16 protein-coding genes are annotated in these 21,389 nt (G+C 41.3%); all 16 read left to right on the forward strand.

What is annotated here, in order from left to right; translation table 11 throughout:
* The first annotated feature begins 77 nt into the window (after positions 1-77).
* The 16 genes from B9Y69_RS00370 to B9Y69_RS00445 all read left to right on the forward strand — a co-directional run bounded on the left by B9Y69_RS00370 (position 78) and on the right by B9Y69_RS00445 (position 21,377).
* Positions 78-3,512, forward strand: a complete 3,435-nt coding sequence (locus B9Y69_RS00370) for a SusC/RagA family TonB-linked outer membrane protein (RefSeq protein ID WP_159451783.1) — start codon at positions 78-80, stop codon at positions 3,510-3,512.
* A gap of 10 nt (positions 3,513-3,522) precedes the next feature.
* Positions 3,523-5,022 carry a RagB/SusD family nutrient uptake outer membrane protein gene (locus B9Y69_RS00375; protein ID WP_085471110.1) on the forward strand — a complete coding sequence of 500 codons (1,500 nt, stop codon included), beginning with the start codon at positions 3,523-3,525 and terminating at the stop codon, positions 5,020-5,022.
* Between the two features lie 7 nt (positions 5,023-5,029).
* A complete protein-coding gene (locus B9Y69_RS00380) occupies positions 5,030-5,755 on the forward strand; it encodes a DUF4843 domain-containing protein (protein WP_085471111.1) in 726 nt (241 codons plus the stop codon).
* Between the two features lie 13 nt (positions 5,756-5,768).
* Positions 5,769-7,274 carry a PKD-like family lipoprotein gene (locus B9Y69_RS00385; protein ID WP_085471112.1) on the forward strand — a complete coding sequence of 502 codons (1,506 nt, stop codon included), beginning with the start codon at positions 5,769-5,771 and terminating at the stop codon, positions 7,272-7,274.
* Between the two features lie 3 nt (positions 7,275-7,277).
* On the forward strand, positions 7,278-8,747 hold the full coding sequence (locus B9Y69_RS00390; RefSeq protein WP_085471113.1) for a TlpA disulfide reductase family protein: 1,470 nt from the start codon (positions 7,278-7,280) through the stop codon (positions 8,745-8,747).
* Between the two features lie 61 nt (positions 8,748-8,808).
* The gene (locus B9Y69_RS00395) at positions 8,809-9,771 is read left to right on the forward strand and encodes a DUF4377 domain-containing protein (protein WP_085471114.1); all 963 of its coding nucleotides are present in this window, start codon (positions 8,809-8,811) and stop codon (positions 9,769-9,771) included.
* Positions 9,772-9,919: 148 nt separating this feature from the next.
* Positions 9,920-11,206, forward strand: coding sequence for a BamA/TamA family outer membrane protein (locus B9Y69_RS00400; RefSeq protein WP_085471115.1), 1,287 nt, complete (start codon positions 9,920-9,922; stop codon positions 11,204-11,206).
* Between the two features lie 41 nt (positions 11,207-11,247).
* Positions 11,248-13,323, forward strand: a complete 2,076-nt coding sequence (locus tag B9Y69_RS00405; RefSeq protein ID WP_085471116.1) for a TonB-dependent receptor — start codon at positions 11,248-11,250, stop codon at positions 13,321-13,323.
* 1,065 nt (positions 13,324-14,388) lie between these two features.
* On the forward strand, positions 14,389-15,699 hold the full coding sequence (locus B9Y69_RS00410; RefSeq protein ID WP_058699729.1) for a site-specific integrase: 1,311 nt from the start codon (positions 14,389-14,391) through the stop codon (positions 15,697-15,699).
* Between the two features lie 139 nt (positions 15,700-15,838).
* Positions 15,839-17,227, forward strand: a complete 1,389-nt coding sequence (locus B9Y69_RS00415) for a hypothetical protein (protein ID WP_058699730.1) — start codon at positions 15,839-15,841, stop codon at positions 17,225-17,227.
* 2 nt (positions 17,228-17,229) lie between these two features.
* Positions 17,230-18,105 (forward strand): DUF4238 domain-containing protein, encoded by an 876-nt coding sequence (locus tag B9Y69_RS00420; RefSeq protein ID WP_058699731.1) that lies wholly within the window; start codon positions 17,230-17,232, stop codon positions 18,103-18,105.
* 655 nt (positions 18,106-18,760) lie between these two features.
* A complete protein-coding gene (locus tag B9Y69_RS00425) occupies positions 18,761-19,150 on the forward strand; it encodes a single-stranded DNA-binding protein (protein ID WP_058699732.1) in 390 nt (129 codons plus the stop codon).
* Positions 19,151-19,195: 45 nt separating this feature from the next.
* Complete coding sequence (locus B9Y69_RS00430; protein ID WP_058699733.1) at positions 19,196-20,269, forward strand: DUF932 domain-containing protein; 1,074 nt, start codon at positions 19,196-19,198, stop codon at positions 20,267-20,269.
* Between the two features lie 52 nt (positions 20,270-20,321).
* Entirely contained in the window at positions 20,322-20,525 is a 204-nt protein-coding gene (locus B9Y69_RS00435; RefSeq protein WP_058699734.1) for a hypothetical protein, read from the forward strand.
* Positions 20,526-20,529: 4 nt separating this feature from the next.
* The gene (locus B9Y69_RS00440) at positions 20,530-21,132 is read left to right on the forward strand and encodes a PRTRC system protein E (protein ID WP_058699735.1); all 603 of its coding nucleotides are present in this window, start codon (positions 20,530-20,532) and stop codon (positions 21,130-21,132) included.
* A 26-nt stretch (positions 21,133-21,158) separates the two neighbouring features.
* Positions 21,159-21,377, forward strand: a complete 219-nt coding sequence (locus B9Y69_RS00445; RefSeq protein ID WP_058700045.1) for a PRTRC system protein C — start codon at positions 21,159-21,161, stop codon at positions 21,375-21,377.
* Positions 21,378-21,389: the final 12 nt, after the last annotated feature.

The following is a 21,389-nucleotide window of genomic DNA, read 5'->3' on the forward strand; positions in this document are numbered from 1 at the left end:
AAAAATTCTTGTTTTTTGCAAGTGGAGGACTATGTCGTTTTCCGTCTTTGCTTAAGCGATCAAATCTACTTTTTCTTATGCGGGTCAATTTAATATGTGGGCTGCTACTGACCTTGACAATCAATCTCTTAGCTTCCAATACAACCGTCGGTCAGAATATTAACACCACCACCGTGGAAATGGGAACTCGAGTTTCTTCCTTACGCAATGCCTTGAAGCAGCTGGAGCGTGAAACAGGTATGCGGGTCTTCTACCCATCAGAGGTCGTTGATAAATATACCGTATCCGCTCTACGTACAGAAAAGCGAACGATCGGTGAAACCCTAACCTTATTACTGGAGGATACTTCACTTGGGTACCAACAACGTGGTCGAAACATTGTGCTTTTCCAGAAAGAAGGATCCCCACGTGAACCCCTTACCGTCGTTCTTCCTGCCGCACAACAGCAGCAACGGGTCAGTGGTCAGGTTGTCGATCAATCGGGGAAACCAATCGCCGGTGTTTCGGTAGTGATCAGACATTGGGAACGTCTGCCGCAGGATAGCCGGGCAAACTCGAGTACGGCTACCGACGAAAATGGACATTGGTCATTGGCGGTGCCGAGCGATACCACGGTGTTTGTATTTTCCTTTATTGGCTATCAAAAGCAGGAAATCGTAATTGGGAAACGAACCCGTCTTTTGGTGACCCTGAAACCAGACCAGGCACAACAAATCGAAGATGTGGTTGTCACGGGTTTATTTGAACGACCAAAAGAGATGTATACCGGAGCAGCGCGCTCTTTTACGCAAGCGGAACTCCAGAATGTGTCCAGTGATAATGTGTTGACCGCACTAAAATCATTGGATCCTTCGTTTCAAATGCCTGAAAATCTAAATTTAGGTTCCAATCCCAATGCACTGCCGGATGTTACATTGCGTGGTGGAAACAGTTTGATTGACCCGAATACGAGCACCTCGGGACCTTTCAATTACGCTAATAATCCGAATACGCCCCTGTTTATTCTCGATGGGTTTGAGGTATCCCTGACGCGTATCAATGATCTGGATCTTACGCGAATCAAGAGCATTGACCTGCTGAAAGATGCAACAGCAACATCCATCTATGGTTCCAGAGCGGCAAATGGCGTTGTGGTTATCGAGACAATACGCCCCAAGGCCGGAAAACTCAATGTTACCTATACCGGAAATATGTCCATCGAAGCGGCTGATCTTTCGGGATATAATGTGTTGAATGCGGCTGATAAATTGGAAATCGAGCGCAAGATCGGTGTATATGATAATACATGGAACGCCGTCGATCAGCAGTTAAAAACGATATACAACGCACGCCGAGGGCAGATCTTGTCGGGTGTAAATACGGATTGGCTCGCGCAACCTGTGCGCACCGGTATCGGACAAAAGCATAATGTGTACCTGGAAGGTGGACAAGAGGAAATGCAATATGGTATTAGTGTAAATTATTACAATAATGCCGGCGCAATGAAGGGATCAAATAGACAAACAATGACCGGAAATACGTTCCTGTCGTACCGTTACAAGAATTTGATCTTTAAAAATGATCTTACATTAACGACCAATAAGGGAAATAATTCACCTTACGGTTCGTTTCGTCAATACACGCAATTAAATCCGTATTGGACACCTTTTAATGCGGATGGATCCTACAAAATTTACCTCGAGGAAATCTTTAACGAAGATACGGGAGCGAGATTAACGAATTTTGATACCTACGACAATTTAACCGGTTATAAAGGCCGGGCAACGAACCCGCTATACGATGCTTCGTTGAATATTGTAGATAAAACCAAATACAATAACATCATTAATAATTTTGCATTGGAGTGGCAAGCGGCTTCGTGGTTACGTGTCAAAGGAACCTTTGCGTATATGTATCAGGCCGATGAGGCCGATCGGTTCCTGCCTGCGCAGCACTCCTCGTTTACCAATACGACAACCTTCGAAAAGGGATCGTATGATAAAACCTATGGAAAAAGTCAACGCTACGAGGGGATATTCTCTGCAAATCTGAACAAAACGTTTGGTAAGAGCTTGGTTTTTGCGACGTTAGGAACAAACTTTAGCCAAGAAGATAACTATACCGAAGGCTTTAGGGTTGTGGGATTCCCTAATGCGACCATGGATAACCTTACGCAAGGGTTGAAGTTTCAGGAGGGAACACGCCCGGAGGGGACAGAAAATATCAAACGCCTGGCCGGTTTGTTTTCGAATGCCAGTTATGCCTATGATAACCGCTACCTCCTTGATTTTTCATTCCGTTTAGATGGCTCTTCGCAGTTTGGTAGTAAGAACAGATTCGCACCATTTTGGTCGGCAGGAGCGGGGTGGAATGTGCACAAAGAGGAACTCTTCAAAAATATAGAATACCTTAATCGCCTTAAACTAAGATACTCATTCGGCTATACCGGGTCGCAAAACTTTGACTCTTTTTACGGATTGACCACCTCGCGGTATTTCAACGCAACAGAATATCGCGGGCTTATCGGTACGTATTTGTTGGGCTTTGGGAACGACGCATTGGCGTGGCAAAAGACGCAAAAAAATAACTTTGGAGTCGATATCACCTTGTTCAATAGATTAGACCTATCGGCCAACTACTACATCGAGAAAACGGAGGGTTCCATTGCCAGTATCTCGACGGCGCCGTCTACCGGTTTTGCAGATTATAAAGAAAATATGGGTGACCTCGAAACGAAAGGATGGGAGCTCTATTCACGCTACAATATTATTGCTAGCCGTACAAACCGGAATAACTGGTCGATCTTTTTGAATCTCTTTTCGGTAAAGAATAAGATTACAAAAGTATCGAATACCATAGCTGCGCTTAATAAATCAGCTAACGAGCAGCTGTCATCTTTGCCTATTACGCGTTATGCCGAAGGACAATCCACGACAGCGATATGGGCCGTTCCTTCCTTAGGGATCGATCCTGCCTCGGGTTATGAGATATTCCTCACGCGAGAGGGAAAACGTTCCAATACATACAATCCACTCGATCAAATTATTATCGGCGATAGCAGAAGCGACCTGGAGGGAACCTTCGGAACAAGTTTTGAAGTCAATGGCATTGGAATGAACGCATTCTTCCGTTTCCGTGTAGGCGGACAAGCGTACAATCAGACCTTAGTGGATCGCGTTGAAAATGTAAATGTTCGTTTGTATAATGTCGATCAGCGTGTGGCAGATGAACGTTGGTTACAGCAGGGCGATCATAGTTTCTATAAAGGCTTAATCGATGCCGATGGTTTCGCTATTACAACACCTACCTATGCGACATCCCGATTTGTTCAAAATGATAATTTGCTAAGCCTGGAAAGTTTATCGGTCTTTTATCGATTTAAAGATACGACGATCCGCAAATGGGGCTTATCGAATACGAAAATCACTGCCTACTCGAATGATGTTTTCCGATTGTCCAGCATTCGTAGAGAACGCGGTTTAGATTATCCATTTGCTAGGTCATTTACATTACAACTATCCACAAGTTTTTAAAAGAAGAGAAATGATGAAACAACATATACGATACACTCAAAAATACATGGGCTGTTTATTGCTGTCATTTTGCTTACTCGCGACCGGTTGTAGCAAATGGTTAGATGTACAGCCAAGCACACAGACCACCGAGGAGAAACAGTTTTCAACAGAGCAGGGGTATATCGATGCCTTGGTCGGTACCTATCAAAAGATGGCCGATTCAAAAAGCTACGGCAAGGATGTGAGTTATGGAACATTGGATGTCCTTGCGCAGCTCTATCAAAATAAAGCCAATCAAACGACCGATTCGTACGGACAGTTGGCGCGCTATAATTATTTGGATGCTGAGGTCATTAAAGTGATTGCAAATATCTGGTCTACACAGTATAGCGTAATTGCCCAAACAAATTATATACTTCAGGGAATCGATGGCAAAAAGAACCTATTCTCAGGGTCGAATTTTAACCTGGTGAAAGGCGAAGCCTTGGCGATCCGTGCCATGGTCCATTTTGATCTCTTACGCCTCTTTGGACCCGCGCCAGCGAGCGGAGCCGATGCGAGTACAGCCACGATTCCATATATGACCGATTTTACGGTAAATCCCGGAAAGTCTTTGTCGACCACCGAAGTGACCGATGCCATTATCGCAGATTTAAAGGCGGCAGAGGAGCTGTTAGCCGTGTATCCTGTCATTGATCAAATCAGAGATAATGCCGATAATAAATCCTTGGAGCTCTTTACGATGTTCCGTCAGAATCGTTTGAATTATTGGGCGGTGAAAGCACTTTTGGCTAAAGTTTATCAGTATGTTAACAATAAGCCGGAAGCATTGCGATACGCGAAAGAAGTCATCGATAGCAAGGGGTTCTTTTTTATTAATGGCAATACCAATATCACGAACCCGACAATAAAGGAGTCCAATACAATCTTTAGTACCGAACATGTGTTCTCGCTTTATAAATCCGATCTAAAAATTGTTTCTGATAATTATTTCAAAACAGAAAGCAGCACCGCTGAGGCACAGGATTTATTTACGACACTTGCCAACTTAAACAGTTACTATGAGGTCACTGTAGCGAATCATGCGATTGATATTCGTGGTCCTCAAGCTTCGGCCACCCGATGGAGCCAATTTAATGCATCGACAGTGTATAGCACCAAATATTATGTGGGTGCGAATATCACCAATGTCAACCAAAAGCTCGTGCCTATGATCAAACTGGCGGAAATGTATTACATCGCTGCCGAATCCAGTGAGACTATAGCGGAGGCGTTGGGATACCTGAATCAGGTGCGTACAGCACGTCTTATTCCGGCACTTACAGCAACAGCAATTAACACAACAACGCTGCTCAACAATGAGCTGTTTAAGGAATATCGCAAAGAGTTTTATGCGGAAGGTCAATTGTGGTACTACTATAAGCGCAAGAATTTTACAACCCTGCAAAATACGGTAGGGGGAACGATGAATAACGCCAAGTATGTATTACCGAAGCCTAACAATGAAATTGAGTTTGGCCTAAACTAAGAGAATTATGAAATTATTAAAATATATAAATATCCTGTTCGCTGTTTTGCTTGCCTTTCAAAGTTGCAAGGAAGATGAGAAACTGATGTACGAAGAGGATCCCCGGGTATACATTTATAAATATGGCGCTTCGAATGGCACGGATAGCGTAAACTATAGTTTCGCTTTTGCGGAGCAAGCCGTTCGTACAGATACGGTCACCATACCTTTCCGGATTATGGGCTTCCCATCCAATGTGGATCGACGCATCACCATGAAGCAAGAGGAAGGAACGACTGCGAAGGAAGGATATCACTACAAATGGGAGAGCTTACTAATTCCAGCAAACAGTTCCGATGGCGAAGCTAAGTTGATCTTTTATCGACGGGCGGGACTTAAAGACAGTATAGTAAGCGCTGTTTTTCATATGGTCGAAAATGAGTTTTTTAAACCCGGTTATAATGATAATTGGGGCGCAAAATACGACCGGTTGACCTACAAATTTACCTTGACGGATAAGCTCACCAAGCCGAGCATCTGGGATACGTACTGGCAGAGCCGCTTTGGCGATTATTCGGCGAGAAAGATCTTGTTTTTGACGCAACTGTTGAACTTTACCAGCTGGAATGTCGGTGGATTGTTTCCACAGGTATCCAATCAGATGATCCAAGAGGCGCGCTTTGGACTGTATAATTATGAACAGGAACATGGTCCGATGCTGGACGAAAATGGCAACCGTGTTATTATTCCTTAACAATTGATTTGATATGAAACGTAATATAACTTCCATTATATATCTTGTCGTAATCGGTATCTTTTTCGTGTCCTGTGCAAAGGATACGGGAAACTACGATTACAACACGATCAACAAAATAACATTTAAAGACCCGAGTAATGTCGGTAAGATCTTCGTCCGCCAAGGTGAAGCCTTGAAGCTAGCGCCTGAGATTAGCTTAAATGGGAATGATGATGACCTCAGCTTTCAATGGTTTGTATATCTTAATTCTTTTAGTGCGGAGTACGTGCAGGATAGCACGCTGATCAGTACGACGAGAAACCTCGATTACACTGTTTCGCCAGATGTTTTTGACCTAGGCGAAGATTACAAGCTGACCTATAAAGTAACAAACAACAAGACGGGCTTGTCCTATTTCTATTTTTATCAGCTCACGGTTTCTGATGTGTTTACCACAGGTTGGCTCTTTTTGGAAGATAAAAGTGGCAATGCTGATCTCGCAATGATCTTAAAAGACGGGACAGTATACCGTGATATCTACAGCTTCCGAAACAGCGACCATCCTATTAAGAATCCAAAAGCATTTAAGATATCAGCTTGGTCTATTTCAGATGCAGTCGGTCCCGATGGGAAGAAGTATTATCTCGTTGGCGAAAACGATGCGATTGAGTTAGACGGAACCACCATGAAGAAGAGGTTTGAGTACGATTATCTCTTTTTCTCCGCGCCAGCAACGAAAAAGCCGACGCTGATCGATTGGGGAGGTACGAGTGGTACCACATTGGGATTATTGATCAACAACGGGAACTTGCATACCAACTTTGTGGGTGGATTTCCGGGTGCAAAGAAATATGGATCCCAATTGCCATCGCCAAATAATGCGTACAACTATCGGTTGGCACCGCAGTTTATCTCCGGCAATGCCTACGGTGATACATACAGCATTATTATGTACGATGTAATCAATAAGCGCTTTTATGATGTGGTCAATGATGGTCTTCGTCGCTTTGATAATGCGGCACAAAACACAGCGATCTTTGATATGAACAATGTCGGTTTAGATCTTATTAAACTGGATTCTTCCAATAGAGTGGAGATTCGGAATGCCGTTATGAAGGACAGTCAGGGTAAAGCATGTTTACTTCAATTTAGAATGCATCGCACAGGTGAACAACCGACTATAACTGTTGGAAAGCAAGAAATTAACTCGCCAGGCATCGCACAGGCGGCAGATGTCACTTGTTCCACATTGTCGCCGCACTTGTTTTATGGCGCAAATGGAAAACTGTACCGGTATGAGGTGACCTCCAACACGTACTCTGAAGAGTATGCTTTCGGAGCCAATGAAACCGTTACGAAAATTAAGTTTCAAAAGCATGGATACGGCGCAGCGCAACCTCGCCTAATTGTGACCACTTGGGACGGTACACAAGGTAAAGTGTATTATTTCAAGATTACCCAAACGGGAACAGTAGATAGCTTGGATAAAGTATATGATGGATTTGGTAAAATTATAGATTTAGCATTTAAATATTAAACGATGAGATTAAAACTAACAGTAGGCTTGTTATGTCTGGCAACTTTCGGTTATGCACAGCGTAATGGCGTGGATAAATTCCAACAGTATCGCCCGATATGGGAAAAGGGAACTTTGGCACAGAAAGATTCCCTAGCAGCGGTGTTGATGTCGGAGGCTAAAACATACCAAACAGAGCCTGAATATAGAACGACGATTAATCTGATGTATGCCTTAGGGCATGAAGATAAAAAAGCAGTCTTAGAGACGATCGCAAAGAAAAAATTTCCAAAAGGAAGCTTAACGCGGGATGCCTTTATAACGGAGGTGTATTACAAAGCGGAGACAGCTGCCGATAAAGAGAAAAGCTATAAAGAATTGGTTAAAAGATGGCCTGTCGAAAAATTTAAAGGAGAAGAGCTGACTTACGATTACGCTTTAGGTACCTTGGCACAGAGCTTTGCAAAAGCCGGCGATGCAAAAAAAGCAACAGATTACCTGGGTCAGATGCAGGAGCGCTTTTGGCGTGGCAATGGATACCTGCCCACCGCACAAGCGCTATTGGCCGCAGGTGATACCACCGCCGCAGCTCCCTTGCTAAAGACAGCGATGGATGATGCCTATTACTATATTTCGTTACCGGAAGAACAAAAAGACAATAAGGCCCGCTTTGCAGCAATGGGGTATGCCTCGTCTATGTCCAGCTATGTAGGGATATTAGTGAACCGCGGTAAATATACCGAAGCATTGGATTATATCGAGAAAGCTTTAGCCGTTGCTCCGGAACAAGCCGATGCTCTTTCTTCGGTATACTACAAATCTTTGATGGGAACGGGGCGTAAATTGGAAGCCTACAATATCTTGACGAAACTGTATGCTAAAGGTCAATTTAATGTCGAAGGTGATCTTAAGAAATTATACCAGGATTTGAACGGTACAATGGCCGGTTATGAACGCTTTAATGCGGGCCTTAAAGAAGAGTTGGTTAAAACGGTGCGCGATCATATCAAGGAGATGGAAACTTATAAAGCGGCACCAGCTTTTGAATTATTAAATCTCAAAGGAGAGAAGGTATCGTTAGCTAGTCTAAAAGGAAAGGTCGTTGTTCTTGATTTCTGGGCTACGTGGTGTCAGCCTTGTGTACGTTCCTTCCCCGGAATGCAGGCCGCTCAAACACTCTATGAAAACGATGATGATGTACAGTTCTTATTTATCAATACATGGGAACGCGATAAAGACTATAAAAACAATGTAACAGCTTTTATCGCTAAAAATAACTACCCTTTTGAAGTGTTATACGATGATCAAAAAGATGCGGTTACGGGCGAGGTATTGGCGGCTAAATTTGGTGTAAAAGGTATCCCGGCTAAGTTCATTATCGATAAAGACGGACAAATTCGCTACGCCCTTACAGGATCCTCATCTAACGTCGATTACATTAAGTTAGAGATGAAAGAGTTGATCGAGGCTGCAAAAAAGCCGCATAAAGGCTAATTTTTTTATGCATTTATTAAACTTATTTCTGCGTTAATTGTCTATTCATAAAATAATATATATGAAAAAGACTATTCAAACCATTATGGTTTTTTGCATGGTGCTGCTAACAGCTTCACTATCTGCGCAGAGTAATGTGTTTAAGATGCAGATCAAAGAGAATAAGGGGGAATGCACGGGTGTCGGAAAGATGTCTTGCTATTTGGTCAAGTATCACAATAGTAAAGATTGGGAGTTTTTTTATGCCCCGATTGCAAATTTCGACTATCAGGAAGGGACACGTTACCGTGTATTGGTGAAACGGACCAAACTGGAAAATGTACCTGCCGATGCACCGAGTTATAAGTACGAGGTTGTACGTATACTAAACCAAAAACCTATGAACCGCATTGCGGACAGAAAGGGGAAAGGAAATGTAGAGGTGATAACTATGGTGGTGAAGGAAGATAAAGTCGACTGTACCGGTGTGGGGCCGATGAAATGTTTGCAAGTAAAATACAAGGAAAGCGACGACTGGCAATACTTCTATAGTGGTATCACGAATTTTAAACACGAGGAAGGCTATCGTTACACCCTGAAAGTTAAACGTATTGAACGCACCCATGTACCGGCCGATGCTTCAAAATATGAGTATCAGCTCATCAAAATTTTGAAGAAAGAAAAAGTACCGGTAAACAGTGCACAAACATTTTTGGGTAAACACCGCTGGAAGCTGATTCAGCTTAATGGTAAGACCGTAAATAATAGTCGTGCCTATATCGAATTTGATACGAAAATGAATCGAGTACACGGCAATGGAGGGTGCAACGGATTTGGAGGTGCTTATAAGATGTCGGCAGATAAAGTTACTTTTTCTCAGATTGCCAGTACAGAGATGGCTTGTCCAGACTTGAATATGGAGAGTGAATTGCATGCTATATTGAATACGCCAGGTTTGCGCTACGATATTGCAGAACAAACATTCAACCTGTATAAAGACAATAAATTGGTAGCCATGTTCGGTATGGCACCGAAGGAAGGATAGTTTTTCCCTGTAACAATATAGAAAAATCCCCAATCAACAGTTGGGGATTTTTTTATGGCACAGCTCACCATGTTAACTAACAAACCCCTATCTTAGCGATGAAATAAAAATAACGTATAGCTAAAAAATAATACGAACGAAGCCTAGTATGATAAAATATGTAATCGCTCTTTTATGCTGTCTTCCATTATGTACCATTAAGGGACAAAATGTGCTATTGAAAGATACGGTTACAGCTCATCATAAAGACACGGTGTATACGTTTGATCACCTCTATGATATTGGAGACGGCTTTAAGGATATCGGTCGCTTCATTCGTCGCGATACATCCCGGAAAATAAGTAAAAAACGTTCCGGTATTTCCATTCTTCCCAACATCAACTATAATCCAAGTATTGGTTTTCAGATCGGTGCAAAAGTGGTAGGCGGTATTCAGCTTGGCCCCCGAGAAAATACCACAATGTCTATCTTTGCGACAGCATTTAACTATACTACACGGGGAATTCTGGTCGGATACCTTGCGCATGATATCTATACGCGAGAAAATAAATGGAACCTCAAAGGGGGGATCCATGTGGCAAAAATGGTGGGACTGGATTACGGTCTCGGTATTGGTAATGTGCTGCACGATCCCAATGCGGAGGAGCAGGTTCTTAACAACGCCGACCGCATGCGTTATGTGAATGAATATACTATATATGGATTAAATGAACGTATATATAAACAGTTGCTTCCCGGGATGTTTGTGGGAGCAGGTGTATTCGTCGAGCTAAAGCGAAACATAAAGACCTTAGGTGATCACGAGATGACGCCATTGGAGATCTACAGCAATTGGAATAAATACAGCGCCGGGAATTACAACAATAACGGACTGATGTTTAACCTGCAATACATGACGCGCGACAATCCCAACAGTGCGTACAAAGGGATTTACACCGATGTGGTTCTACGCATGGGCCAGTCGTGGATGGGGAGCCCACGTAACACGTATCAACTACAAACAGATTTTCGTAAATATTGGTCGCTGTCAGATACACGACCCAACCATGTCCTAGCTTTCTGGCATTGGGGTTCATATAATATACATGGCAATCTAGCTTACCTCGACCTGCCGGGAACCGGTAAAGATGTGTACGCACGGAGCGGTCGGGGATATACCAATGGATACTTTAAGGGAAATTCATTTTTCTATTCCGAAGTCGAGTATCGCTTTCCGATTTTACGCAACCAGTTTTTAAGTGGTGTGGTCTTCGCGAATGTACAGACGGCAGACGACCAGATGGGAACCAAACTTTTTCGGTATTGGCAGCCAGCTGGAGGGACAGGGTTACGCTTGTTGTTCAATAAAGCTACGCGAACAAATCTTTGTATCGACTATGCTTTCGGAAAGTTTGGTCAACGTGGACTTTTCTTAGGCCTGAACGAGGCTTTTTAAGATATTTTACTATCTTCGAAGCATATCCATTACCATATATTATGCATCGTACCTTACGCTTCGCGCTTCTTCTAACAGCCGTTTCTTCTATACCTTTTGTTTGTGCACAAGCGCAAGCGGATACCACCCGGATTAAAAGTGTGGAAGTTCAGGCTTACTTCAGCAAACAACCGTTGTTGGGTTTGACTTCGTCGGCCAGTGCAATCTCGGGTGAGCAGGTCGAGCGACAGCAAACAATAACATTGCTTCCGGCTTTAAATACAGTAGCGGGTTTGCGCATGGAAGAACGGTCGCCGGGAAGCTATCGTTTGGCACTCCGTGGAAGTATGATACGTTCTCCTTTTGGGGTGCGCAATGTGAAGATCTATATGGACGAATTCCCACTAACCGATGCGGGGGGAAATACCTACCTCAATCTGATTGATCCATTAGGCGTTGCTTCTATTCATATCTTAAAAGGTCCGGATGGATCGTTGTACGGTGCTAATTCAGGCGGCGTGGTACGCTTACAACCCAAAGGGTTTGATGTGCAAGAAAATCAAATGCAATTGAACGTAACGGGGGGAGCGTATGGTCTTTTTCAAGAGCAGTTATCCATACAGCATAAAGCGAATGAACGCTATAATTTTTCATTTGATCAGGCATTTGTACGCTCGGATGGGTACCGCGAAAATTCGTCCCTTAATAAAAAAGCATTCCAAACAGCGCATCAATGGCGCTATAGTCCGCAAGCGGAGTTGCGTGTCTTTGCATTATACAGTGATCTGGGGTACCGCACACCAGGTGGATTAACTGCAGCACAGATGGCGGAAAATCCACGGCAAGCACGACCGGCGGCAGGTGCGACGCCTGGGGCACGCGAGCAGCAGGCTGGGATTTATAATAAAACTTTCTATGGAGGAGTTGCACACCAGTGGCAGCTTTCCGATAAGTTGACACATCATGTGAGTGTATTTGGTTCTACAACGGACTTTGAAAATCCGTTTATGACCAACTACGAGGTGCGGGATGAGCGGAATCTAGGGATGCGTACGTTCGTATCGTATGTCGGCCGTGATCAGGGCTCCGTGCAATGGGAGATGCAGCTGGGGTTTGAGGGGCAGAAGGGATGGAACAAGATCAATAACTACGATAACAATAAAGGGGTGCAGGGCGCAGAGCAGGCGAAGGATAAGCTGGATAATAATCAATACAGCTTTTTCTACCGTGCGATGGCTAAGTTTTACAACCGCTGGACAGTAGAGGGATCGTTGGGGTTGAATAAGGCAAGTATTGCCTATGAACAGCTTTTTCCTACCGTGGCTAATGGAACGGGAGATATAGAATTTGATGCCATATGGATGCCACGTCTGGCGTCTTCCTTCCTGCTGACGAATAACTTGGCGTTACGTGCTTCCATATCGAAAGGCTATTCGACACCGACTATTGCGGAAGTGCGTTCGTCCGATAAGCAAGTAAATACGGCGCTGGACGCAGAGACAGGGACGAACTATGAAACGGGGATACGGTGGGAGAGTCGTAACCGCCGCTTTATGGCGGACTTGGCATTCTACAGCTACCAGATGGATAATGGTATTATTCGACAGCTGGATGCAAATGGGGCTGACTTCTATGTCAATGCAGGGAAAATGGATCAAAAGGGGATAGAAGCTTCTGTTAATGTGCATATTTTAAAGCCGCAGACGCACGGATGGATGCGGGATCTAACATATCAAGGGGCTGTAGCACGACAGTTTTACAAATTTGAACGTTATGAGCTCGCCGGAAAGGACTATAGTGGAAATAAAGTGACAGCTGTGCCCGATTGGACGGTGGCCAATACACTGAGTGCTTCCTTTGCACAAGGTGTTTTTATACATCTTTTGCATAACCATGTATCGAGCATGCCACTGAATGATGCCAATACGGTGGAAGCAAAGAAATATGACCTGTTGCAGGTAAAAGCAGGTGTTACTTTACCGCTTCAAGGGAAGTTAGGAATTCAATTGTTTGTTGGAGCAGACAATCTTTTGAATGAGAAATACAGCTTAGGCAATGATATCAATGCGTTCGGTAATCGGTTTTTCAACCCATCCCCTACACGCAATTTCTATGGCGGCGTGAAGTTGATGTTGTAATGTTAAAGAGATATGCCTCTATGCCGGCAGGACATCTTATTACTCCTCAAGCCGGAGAGGCTCTTCTTTTTTTCCTTAAAAAAGAAGCAAAAAATTCGTCGCTAGGAATTTTTGCACGGGATGGGCTGTGCAGAAGGCAAGTTTGTACAGATTGCAAATATTCCTCAGGCGACATAAGTCGGTTAAGCAAAGCTAGAAGCAGTAAGGTGAACAGCACAGTTTCTAAAACCCCTCGCTGGTGCGAGCCTTCGGCTCGTATCCCAAAATAATAAGAGAACATTTCGTTTAACACTTGGGCACGAGCTAGAAGACTATTTACGGTACGCAAGTTCCGGCCATCATGAAAATCTTCCTTTTGAATCAATAAGCTTCTATGCCTCTATGCCGGCAGGGCATCTTCCTTTTGAAGCCAAAAGGAAGCAAAACCGAACGTAGTGAGCTCATCAACTTGTTGATAACCTTGTCGCTAGGAATTTTTGCATGGGATGGGCTGTACAGAAGGCAAGTTTGTACAGATTGCAAATATTCCTCAGGCGACATAAGCCGGTTAAGGATAGGCAGAAGTAGTAAGGTAAACAGCGCAGTTTCTAAAACACCTTCGCTGGTGCGAGCCTTCGGCTCGTATCTCAAAATAATAAGTAGGAACTTTTCGATTAGCACTTGAACACGAGCTACAAGACTACCTGCGGTACGCAAGTTCCGTCCATCACGAATTTTTTTCTTTTGAAGCAATAAGCTTCTATGCCTCTATGCCGGTAGGGCATCTTATTACTCCTCAAGCCGGAGAGGCTCTTCTTTTTTTTTAAAAAAAGATTGAACAAAAGTAAAATTAAGAAAAACGGTTAAAACCGTTACTATGCAGTAGTTTATAAATTGACGGTCTGAATTTGGAAGGTAGTGTACATCAGGTTTTGGGCTTAAAAAGACAGAGATAGGTTACTAAATCATTACCTGTTTTGGATTGTACAAGATAGTATAATTAGCTATATTTCAGCATTTTGCACTCTTTTTTATCTTTCCTTGTAACTCGCTAAAATTTAATTTTAAACATTAAAATTTTGAGTTATGGAGACAGTTAAAAGATCCACTTTCAAGCTATTGTTTTACTTGAAGAAAAATGAACCCAAAAAAAATGGTAATGTACCTGTAATGGGACGTATTACTATTGATGGTACACCAAAAACTTTTGGAACCAAACTGGAAATTGATCCCAATACTTGGGATTTAAAACACGGACGCGTACAGGGAAAAAGCACAACAGCACTAACTACCAATCAAAAATTGGATAAAATTCGTGTACGTATCAATAAGATTTATGATGATATGCTTAAAGATGAAGGTTTTGCTACTTCACAGAAAGTTAAGCTCTCTTTTTTAGGTGTCGGTGTGATGGATGATGCAGTACTCAAAGTTTTCAAAGAACAAAATGAGGATTTTGAAAAAATGGTGGCAAAAGGTAAGCGCTCGTCAAACACTTATTATAAGTACAAAGTTGTTTTCAATCATCTGACGGAATTTATAAAAGCTAGGTATCATCGGGATGATATGGCTTTTCGTGAGCTTACATCTGATTTTATCAGGGAGTTCGATTTTTTCCTTCGCATTGATAAAGAATGTACACACAATACGGTATGGGTTTATACAATGCCTGTTATAGCTTTAGCTGACCTAGCTATTAAAAAAGGATTGATACGTCAAAATCCATTTGAGGATTACGAAATAAGCATGCAGGAAACTGATCGTAGCTATCTTTTGAAGGAGGCTGTGGAAAAATTGTTATTCTTAAAACCCTCTAAGCCGAAATATGAACTGGTTAAAGACATTTTCATTTTTAGTTGCTTTACAGGGTTGTCTTACATTGACGTTAAAAAGCTAAAGTGGAGCAACATTCAATCCTTCTTTGACGGTCATCAATGGATTATCAGCCGAAGAAAGAAATCGGATGTTGCATCAAATGTTCGTTTGATGGAAATTCCCAAACGGATCATTGAAAAATACAGAGGTATTACAAGAAATGATTTCATATTTCCAGTTCCATCCAATGCAACATGTAATAATCATGTAGCTAAACTGATTGAAGAAGCTGAAATTGTCACTGAACAAAAAGTGACGTTCCATACGGCACGACATACTTTTGCAACAATGTTTTTAACAGAGGGAGTACCTCTTGAAAGCCTTAGTAAGATGATGGGACATAAGAATATTTCTACCACTCAGATTTATGCTAAGATTACAAGTCAGAAGATCAGCAAGGATATGGATTTGGTTTCTCCGAAATTTGCTTCTCTGGAAACAGCATTCATTTCAATGGAACCAGATACGCCTTCACAGCCCGATTTCATAATAGTTGAAGATGAATTAGAACTGGTCACTTAATGGTGTAATATTTATTGAAAAGCAGGATTTTATAATTCTGCTTTTTTATTTACCTCTTTATGCAAATTAAAGCCACCTGTTATTTTTTATATTTACAAAACAAACTTGACCTATAGTGTCGTTAAAAAATCCTTATAAAATGGCAGAAATTGACTTGACTAAAATAAAATACTACCCTGACAGATTTTATATCTGCCTAGATGGATTTGATATTGATAACTTAACCACTTTTATAACTGACCTACAAATCGGTCAAGAGCAATCTATATTCATTCATGAATACTACCACTACCTTACCAACATTGCTACATTCTCTGGAATACGTCAATTTAACCTTAATTTTTGTGATAGGTTCCGAGCATCAACCATCTTGACGTCAAAAGAAGGGCTTAACGCTTATCCAATAAACAGTAACACCTTTGAAAGCTGTAAGAATATGGTAGATTATTGGAACGAGATAACAGCCATATTGAATGAGGATGATATTGACTATAATGTGGTCGAAGAAACTGATAAAACGCCTAGTAAAAAATTTGGTATAGCATCGATAGAACGAACCGAAAAACCAATGGAAGTCGTTGTAAATGGTGTTAAGTATAGTGGAGCGAGGATTCTGATTAAGATATATACAACAGAACTTATTAATATTAATAGCTTTTACTTAACATTTGGTGCTATTGATGAGTTTCTGAGTTCTACAATTGACGAGTATATGTATGAGAACAATTTATCGGATATTAACCCAAGTATGCTTAGTCGAAGACCCTTTTATCCTTATGGTTTCTTTGATGAATTGCTTTCGTTTTACGGGATTAAAAGGGCCCCGGCATTTGAGAAAATTCTTATTGCATACTTTGCCTTGAACTCATCAAACCCGCCAGTGATTTTAATTGATATACTTGAAAAATTAAAAGATGGTGGCTATGAACAATTTCAGGAGAATCCCGAAATATATTTGCTTACTAATTTTTTAGAAGTACCTCAGTACAATGATGTTCTTAAAAACATTAAGGACTTTGCCGATCTAACATACGAACAAGGACGTATACATATCTCACAGGCATTGAAATATTATTACGATAAATTTTATATGGCACAAAAACTAAAAGAAAATGACTTCTTTTATTTTGTTAGACCCTTCTTTGCCAACGGTAAGGATACTATTAGTTACAAACAAAAGTTTCTTCTTGAACTTTCAAGAATAATAAACCTTTTTACACCTCCTGTTATACTAAAAGACAAGCAGTTTTTTTATATTGATAAATTGACCACTTTCGGTGAAGCTACCGTATTGATATTGGCTACCTATGAAATTTTTGAAAGTATAAGGACAAACCGAATCGCATCAAGACCTGCACACCAGAAAGCAAAATATAGCTTCCCTGACGGCGATCCTGAGTGCGACAATCTTGAAAAATTTACTCCACCCCCTATTAACGGTATAGTATTCAGGCTTGCTCTTAACGAATTGAACCTATATGGCCCATATCTTAAAGAGTTGGATGACCTTAAACAAAAGAATAGTTAGATATGGGTATTTCAAGACGTCATCATTATATTCCGCAGTTCCTTATCAAGAAATTTGCTGATTCGGACAATATGCTTTATCTGTATGATAAAGAAAAAAAAACCTTTGCAAAGGAAAAGAGAAGCCCCAAATCTATATTCTTTGAGATGAATAGGAATATCCTTGATTTTGGCGGAACAGCAAACGATAATCTTGAAAAGTTGTATGCTGAACTTGACGAAAAATTTTCCCGTGATCTGACAGAAATAATTGCGACTAAAAATATCACTGAAGAAGGGCTTACTTCTTTACTTGTAATGGTTTCTTCATTAAAATGGCGATTACCCGTTAATGATGAACTGTTCTATGATAAAGATAGACAGTATACATACGATAAATTACCGATCTCGATAAAGGCCATAAATGATGATGGCTCTCAAAATACGGAGGCTATCGAGCATCTACTCAATTCTGAAATTTTCAACCGTACAAAACGACTAATCTTTCCGTTCTTACCATTCTATAATAATTATGAAATAGCAGAAGATAAATTATCAAAATTACATCAGAACAGCTATATTGATTCAAATGAGATAATTACATCTATCCTAGGAGATTCACCAATTATTGAAAGCAAACGTTCCGATATAGAAGATTTTGGGAACTTCATTTTACCTCTAGGTAATAAAGAAACTTTCATTTGCAGTGACTCGGGTAACAAGAAGGTCAACAGTATAGCTTTTTATGTAAATAAAGATTTAGCAATGTTTCATCAGGCAAAAAAGTATGTCGTCTGCTGTAATAAAGACCATCTTGCTGCTATTATTTATGCGTACCAAAATTTACATAGTGTAGGGCAAACAAATCTTATTCATGAACACATTTTCAAGTTTGTGTAAACATTACCTATTATAACTGAGCCGAGGTCGATAAACCTCGGTTTTTTTTCCTCTACAAATCCGTAAAGCACATTTACCCTCCCCATATCCTACCATAAAAGAGCTTCACTGGATATTCTTGAAAAAGACAAATTCCAAAATGCCTGTCTACTTCCAAAACATTGTTTTTCCATCTCTCTTTTAAGTGACTCTTAGGAGCCACGAGTTTTAAGAAAACAGTTTAAAATTCGTGCAGGTGATGCCTGTATTCTAATCTAATCAGCCATTTGCTCAATGCCTTTTCCAATGGCTTCCACATTATTTTTTATCCAAGAACCGGTATGCTGTTTTTGTCCCATTTCAAGAGCAAAGGTATTTCAGTGTTCTTAACGCAACAGCAAGATCATGCCCTCCGGGTTTGCAAAATAATCTCCACCCATACGGGTCGTATTTTTTTGACAAAACCTTGCTGCTGCTAAACACTAACCTTTTATGCTCGTGAAACGAAACAAAGCATACTCCGGCTCTTTACACGAATAAAAAAAATGTCAGAAATGAAAAATATCAGCATTGGAAATGGAAAAAGTGAAACGAAAACAAGCACCTCCTCTCATTGCCGAATAAATCAAATCAAAAAAAATCAAACAGGAATTTAACAACGTAAAAATCGAAAATCATGAACATCACAGGAAGATTGACAAGGGATGCGGAAGTACGCACAACGTCACAGGACAAACAAGTAGTAAACTTTTCAGTAGCAACAAACGACAGCTACAAAAACAAGCAGGGCGAACGCATAGAGCAAACCACCTATTTCGACTGCTCGTACTGGATAACTCCCAACGTAGCCAGACTACTCACAAAAGGCACACTGGTAGAACTAACAGGCAGAGTAAGTACAAGAGCGTGGACAGGAAATGACGGAGAGCCAAAAGCAGGACTGAATTTTCATACCTCACAAATCAAACTGCACGGAGGTAGCAGGAAAACAGAAACCGTACAGGCTACTAATAATAACAAAGGTAAGGTTACAGCGGAGCAGACCAAAGACGACCTACCATTTTAACAACAATCAAATATTCATTTTTCAAACTTTTAAAATTTCAATATCATGGCACATAATATCAATTTCAACAGCAAGACAGGACGTTACTCATTCTTTAGTGTAAAGGAAAAAGCGTGGCACGGTTTGGGGCAAATCGTACAGGATTATCCGACAAGCGAGCAGGCTATCAGACACGCAGGGTTAGATTATGAAGTGGTAAAATCTCCACTCTTTACCAAAGGTTCGGGTATTATCGAAACCACTAACGGCATAGAGATAGGCAGTAGCGAACTGGAAGTACATAACTATTTCGCCAACATACGCACCGATAACAATGCCGTATTGGGTGTGGTGGGTAAAGACTACCATATCGTACAAAACAGGGATGCTTTTTCATTCTTTGACAGTATTGTAGGCGGTACAGACGGTATTTTATACGAAACCGCAGGAGCTTTAGGTAATGGGGAACGCATTTTTATTACAGCCAAATTGCCGAGTTATATCCGTGTGGGCAATGGCGATGATGTGACAGAAAAATACATCTTCCTAACAACTTCGCACGACGGTAGCGGAAGTATTACAGCCGCTTTTACACCTATCCGTATCGTTTGCCAAAATACCTTAAACGCTTCTTTGCGTAATATGAGCAATGTGGTACGCATCAAGCACACCGCAGGAGCAAAACAACGTTTGGACAATGCTCATAAAGTTATGGGATTGGCTAACCAGTTTAGCGACCAGTTAGAGGGTATTTTCAATGAGTGGACGAAAGTCAAAGTATCAGACCAAGAGGTTAAAAAGCTAATCCAACTGGCACTTTGTCCGAATAAGGAAACATTGGAATTACTGAAAAAAGGTGCGGAAGATGAAGTTTCCACCGTATTCAAAAACGTGGTTGAAGATGCTTTTGCTTATGCAATGGTAAGCGATACCCAACAAATGGACACCACCAAAGGCACATTGTTCGGGGCATATAATGCAGTAACAGGCTACTATCAGAACGTAAGAAGCTACAAAGACAACGAAGCCAAGTTACAGAGTATTGTAATGGGCGGTACTGCTCAACTCAAATCACAGAAAGCATTTGAACTGTGTACCTCTTTTCAGAAAGTCGGTGAAGAGGTTTTTCAACTTAATTAATTACACCACAGGCTACCGCCTTGCAAACGGTGGTAGCCTTATATTATTAAACATGAAAGTAACGGATTTGAACGGATGCTCTATCGAAGTCACTGACCTTGATGAAGCCATAAAGATTAGCAAACGGTACACTGGTTACAGACACGAGGACGAAAGTTTCTCCGAGTTCGACAAAAGACAGAACGCTTATTGGACAGATATGTACAATAAACTGACAGCAAAGAAAAAACGATTAGAGGACAAACAAAAAAATTAGAACGATGAATACAAATTTTTTCAATCAGATACAGCAGTTGGACTTTACAGGAGTATTGCAACTGAACATTTCAAAGGGAACAGAAACCAAGCTAATAGTATCGGTTATGCTTAACAATGATGAGTGCGGAGATAACGCCAAAAACCTTATTCCACCCCTTACATTCAATGCTACCGCACAGGAGTTTGACGAGGGATTTTTTGAGCAGATAACCGCACCAGTACAAACCGTTTCGGGCATGATGGTAGATATGGAAAAGTTTCTAAAACAAATGGAGGAAGTCAAAAAGCAATCGGCAATGGAAAAGGAAAAAGCCGATAAGGAGAAGAAAGAAAAAGAAGCCAGGGACAAGAAGTATAAAGAAGCTATGGCAAAGGCTGACGAATTGGAAAAAGAGGGCAAATTCCGTGAAGCGTGGATGAAAGTGCCGAACCCTGCCGATTTTCCCGACTATGCCGATGCCATACGCAAACGCAAAACTTCACTATCGGACAAATTTGCCACACCGAGCCTTTTCGGTGCAACAGAAGAAACAACACCCGAACCGATACAATCGACTGTAGTTACAGAGGATTACCCCATTGATGAAGCAGGTGAAGAAGAATAAAAGTGTTAACCAAAAAATTAAATGTTATGTTATTAGCAACGCAATTACAACGAGTTTTCATATTAAATAACAAGGGGCAGGAAATTAAACTGAACGACCCCGAACCGCAATGGAGTGTACAGGCAGTAATGAATTTTTATTCCAATACATACCCCATTCTGACCACCGCAAAAGTATCAGCACCACAAATCAAAGACGATACCGTACAGTACCGCTTTGAAAGTGCTATGGGAACAAAAGGTTAAACCAAAACAGTA

This window comes from Sphingobacterium psychroaquaticum, from assembly GCF_900177625.1.
Taxonomy (GTDB): Bacteria; Bacteroidota; Bacteroidia; order Sphingobacteriales; family Sphingobacteriaceae; genus Sphingobacterium; species Sphingobacterium psychroaquaticum.